This window comes from Parvibaculum sp. (assembly GCF_049672805.1).
Taxonomy (GTDB): domain Bacteria; phylum Pseudomonadota; class Alphaproteobacteria; order Parvibaculales; family Parvibaculaceae; genus Parvibaculum.
The window spans coordinates 1-3,481 of the sequence record NZ_JBATWS010000215.1 but is presented as its reverse complement, the minus strand read 5'-3'; the positions used below and the strand labels follow the sequence as shown (position 1 = coordinate 3,481).

Here is a 3,481-nt window from a genome sequence, read left to right as displayed (position 1 = left end):
CGTCATCCGGTCCTGTAGTGCAGAACCGCGTGTGACAATAACACCTACAGATATTGCGCCTTCCGCATGCAGCCGCTTGAAGTTTTCTAGATCACGATCGAAAAATGGATCTTTGTTATTCCATTCGATCTCCAGAGCAAGCGTCCTACCGTTGGCAAAGTGGCGCACATGATCAATCTCATGACTGATGGATTCTCTCTCCACGCCGTTTATCGTCTTTCTGATCTCGAAGTTTGCCTTGTTCCATCCGAGCTCGGTCAGTGTCCGGCGCAGACGCTGTGTGCCCTTCGCTTCACCGCCGCCCGACCCGATAATCTCATCTATAGGAATAGTTATCTCTTCAAGCGCCTTGTTTAACTCCAGCAGCGCATCTGGAAAATCCACTGACAGGATTGCCCACGCGTGAGAGTGAAACTCGATCTGAAATCCTTTGGCTTCTAGTCGTTCAAACATCCAGCCTCCCCAATCTGGTTCATTTTGACGCCAAAAGAGGACAAAATCCACGCACAAAAAAGGCCCCGCAAGACGGGGCCTTTTCTTTTCGGTGATGGTGGCTCAGCGCAGGCTGGCGCAGAAGCGCTGGATGCGCTGGCAGGCATCCGTCAGCTCTTCTGTGGATGTCGCATAGGAGATGCGGAAGAAGGGCGAGAGACCGAATGCCGCGCCATGCACAACGGAAATGCCTTCCGCCTCGATCAGCGCGAGCGCGAAGTCTTCGTCGCTCTTGATCACCTTGCCATCCGGCGTTGTCTTGCCGATGCAGCCTTCGCAGGACGGATAGACATAGAAGGCACCCTCGGGCGTCGGGCATTTCAGACCCTTCGCCTGATTGAGCATGGAGACGACAAGGTCGCGCCGTGCCTTGAATGCTTCCGCGCGCTGAGGAATGAAATCCTGCGGCCCGTTCAGCGCCTCGACCGCTGCCCACTGGCTGATTGAGGTCGGGTTCGAGGTGGACTGGCTCTGCACCTTTGTCATCGCCTTGATGAGCTGCTCCGGCCCGGCGCAATAGCCGATACGCCAGCCCGTCATCGCATAGGCTTTCGACACACCGTTCATGGTGAGCGTGCGGTCATAAAGACCCGGCTCCACCTCGACCGGTGTTGCGAATTTGAAGCCGTCATAGGTGAGATGCTCATACATATCGTCGCTGAGAATCCACACATGCTCATGCTTCATCAGCACATCGGTGAGCTTCTTCAGTTCCGCAGCCGTGTAGGCAGCACCCGACGGGTTCGAGGGCGAGTTGAAGATGACCCATTTGGTCTTGGGTGTGATCGCCTTTTCCAGCGCCTCGGGCTGCAGCTTGAAGCCGTCTTCAAGCCGCGTCTCGACCGCCACCGGCGTGCCGCCGCAAAGCGCTACGATATCGGGATAGGACACCCAGTAAGGCGCCGGGATGATGACTTCGTCTCCGGGGTTCAGCGTGGCGACCATCGCATTGAAGATGATCGGCTTGCCGCCCGGCGCAACGAAAGCCTGGCTCGGCTTGTAGTCGATATTGTTCTCGCGCTTGAACTTCGCGCAGATCGCTTCCTTGAGTTCCGGAATGCCATCGACAGCCGTGTACTTCGTCTTGCCTTCGCGGATAGCGCGGATAGCGGCTTCCTTGATGTTCTCGGGCGTGTCGAAGTCAGGCTCGCCGGCCGCAAGCGAGATCACATCGCGGCCGAGGGCTTTCAGGTCGCGCGCTTTCTGCGTGGCGGCAATGGTTGCCGACGGCTGGATGCGGTTAAGCGCGTCTGAAATAAAGCCCATGACAAGCCTCCTGTTGGCGGGCGCATTACCCAAGCGGGTGAAAGATCGGGCGCAACCTAAGCCCGCCCGTGCCAAAGAACAAGAGCCGCGACAAGAAGGCGCGCCGCGAAATCCTAGGCCACTGCCACAGGCACGGAAGCCACGTCGCGCACCGGCTCGCCAAAGACAAGCTGCATGGGAATGACACCCGCCCAGACCGGTAGCGCCATATCCGCTTCATCATCAAGCGGGCCACCCGTGCGAACCTTCGCCGCGACCTCGACAAGCGGCAGGCGCAGCATTTCCGTTGCCTTCGCCTCCTGCTCATTGGCGGGCCGCTCGCCGGAAGGCCGGCCCTGCCGCACCCGTGCGGTGATGAGCGCCATGGCGCGGGTCTTTTCCTCGCCCGTCACCCGTTCAGCCCGTCCATGCACCATGACGGAGCGATAGTTCATCGAGTGGTGAAAGGCAGAGCGCGCAAGCACCAGCCCGTCGAGATGTGTGACGGTCAGGCAAAAAGGCGCCCCACCAACGAGATGCTTCACCAACCGGCTCTTGCGTGAGCCATGCAACAGGACGCTTTCCCCGTCCCGCACATAGAACATGGGAAGGGCAACAGGCAGCCCGTCCACCACGAAGGCGATGTGGGCGACATATCCCTCATCCAGAATGGAATGGACGAGCGCCCGGTCATAGCTGGCGCGCTTGGGCGCCTGCCGCACCCGGTAGCTCTTTGAAGTCTGATAGTCACACATGGGCCTGTCCCCGCTCGCTGAAATGCGGCCCGACTATTTGCCCAAATTGGCCCTGTCAAAAGGACCATTGTTGGAAATAGAATGGAGCCAACATGCGCGGGGTAAAACGGATGAACATGCACTCGACCCCTTTGCCGCTCGGCACCATCGCACTGGACGAGACGAGCGCCACACCGCTCTACCGCCAGCTTTATGAGGCGCTGCGTAGCGCCATTCTGGAAGGCCGTCTGCATCCCGGCATCCGGCTCCCTTCTTCCCGCAGCTTTGCGGGTGAGCTTCGCGTCGGTCGCAACACCGTTCTTGCCGCCTATGAACAGCTCACCGCAGAAGGTTATCTCGAGGGACGCGTGGGCGCAGGCACCGTTGTCGCAGCCACATTACCGGACACGCTCTTTCAGCCGGAACGAAAGCTGCTGCACAGGGAAAAGCCTAAGTCCGTGGCGCAAGCGCCCCGCCGCCTGTCGCAGCGCGGAGAGGCACTTTCCGCGACACGTCGCTCTGTTGCTACCTATATGCGCGGTGATGGTCAGCCCTTCCAGACCGGCCTGCCCGCCATTGACGAATTTCCGGCCCTTGTCTGGAGCCGCCTTCTCGCGCGCCACAGCCGCGACACCCGGCAGCCCGTGTTCGGCTATGAAACAGGTCAAGGCGAACCCGCCTTGCGCGAGGCGATTGCCGCCTATGTCGGCGCGTCGCGCGGCGTCGTCTGCACCGCCGATCAGGTGATCGTGACCGTCGGTGCGCAGGCGGCTCTCGACCTGACGACGCGGATGCTGCTCGATCCGGGCGATCCCGTCTGGCTCGAAGATCCGGGCTATCTCGGTGCCCGCGGCGCACTGTCGGCGGCTGGCGCCAAAATCATTCCCGTGCCGGTCGATGAAGAAGGGATTGATGTGGCAGAAGGCATTCGCCGCGAGAAGCAGCCAAAGCTTGTCTATGTCACGCCCTCGCACCAGTTTCCGCTCGGCGCAACGCTGTCTCTGCCCCGC

The 3,481-nt window shown here is 60.3% G+C and carries 4 protein-coding genes; 1 reads left to right on the top strand and 3 read right to left on the bottom strand.

Going from position 1 to position 3,481, the window contains the following annotated elements; all coding sequences use genetic code 11:
* From WBF74_RS06865 to WBF74_RS06855, 3 genes are all read right to left on the bottom strand, one after another.
* The coding region (locus tag WBF74_RS06865) for a BglII/BstYI family type II restriction endonuclease (RefSeq protein ID WP_424437175.1) at positions 1-504 on the bottom strand (504 nt) is incomplete at its 3' end.
* 51 nt (positions 505-555) lie between these two features.
* Complete coding sequence (locus tag WBF74_RS06860) at positions 556-1,758, bottom strand: pyridoxal phosphate-dependent aminotransferase (RefSeq protein ID WP_424437172.1); 1,203 nt, start codon at positions 1,756-1,758, stop codon at positions 556-558.
* A gap of 113 nt (positions 1,759-1,871) precedes the next feature.
* Entirely contained in the window at positions 1,872-2,492 is a 621-nt protein-coding gene (locus tag WBF74_RS06855) for a pyridoxamine 5'-phosphate oxidase family protein (protein ID WP_424437169.1), read from the bottom strand.
* Positions 2,493-2,608: 116 nt separating this feature from the next.
* Between WBF74_RS06855 and WBF74_RS06850 the strand changes: the two genes are divergently transcribed.
* Positions 2,609-3,481 (top strand): PLP-dependent aminotransferase family protein (locus WBF74_RS06850; RefSeq protein WP_424437166.1); only part of this gene is annotated, 873 nt, incomplete at its 3' end.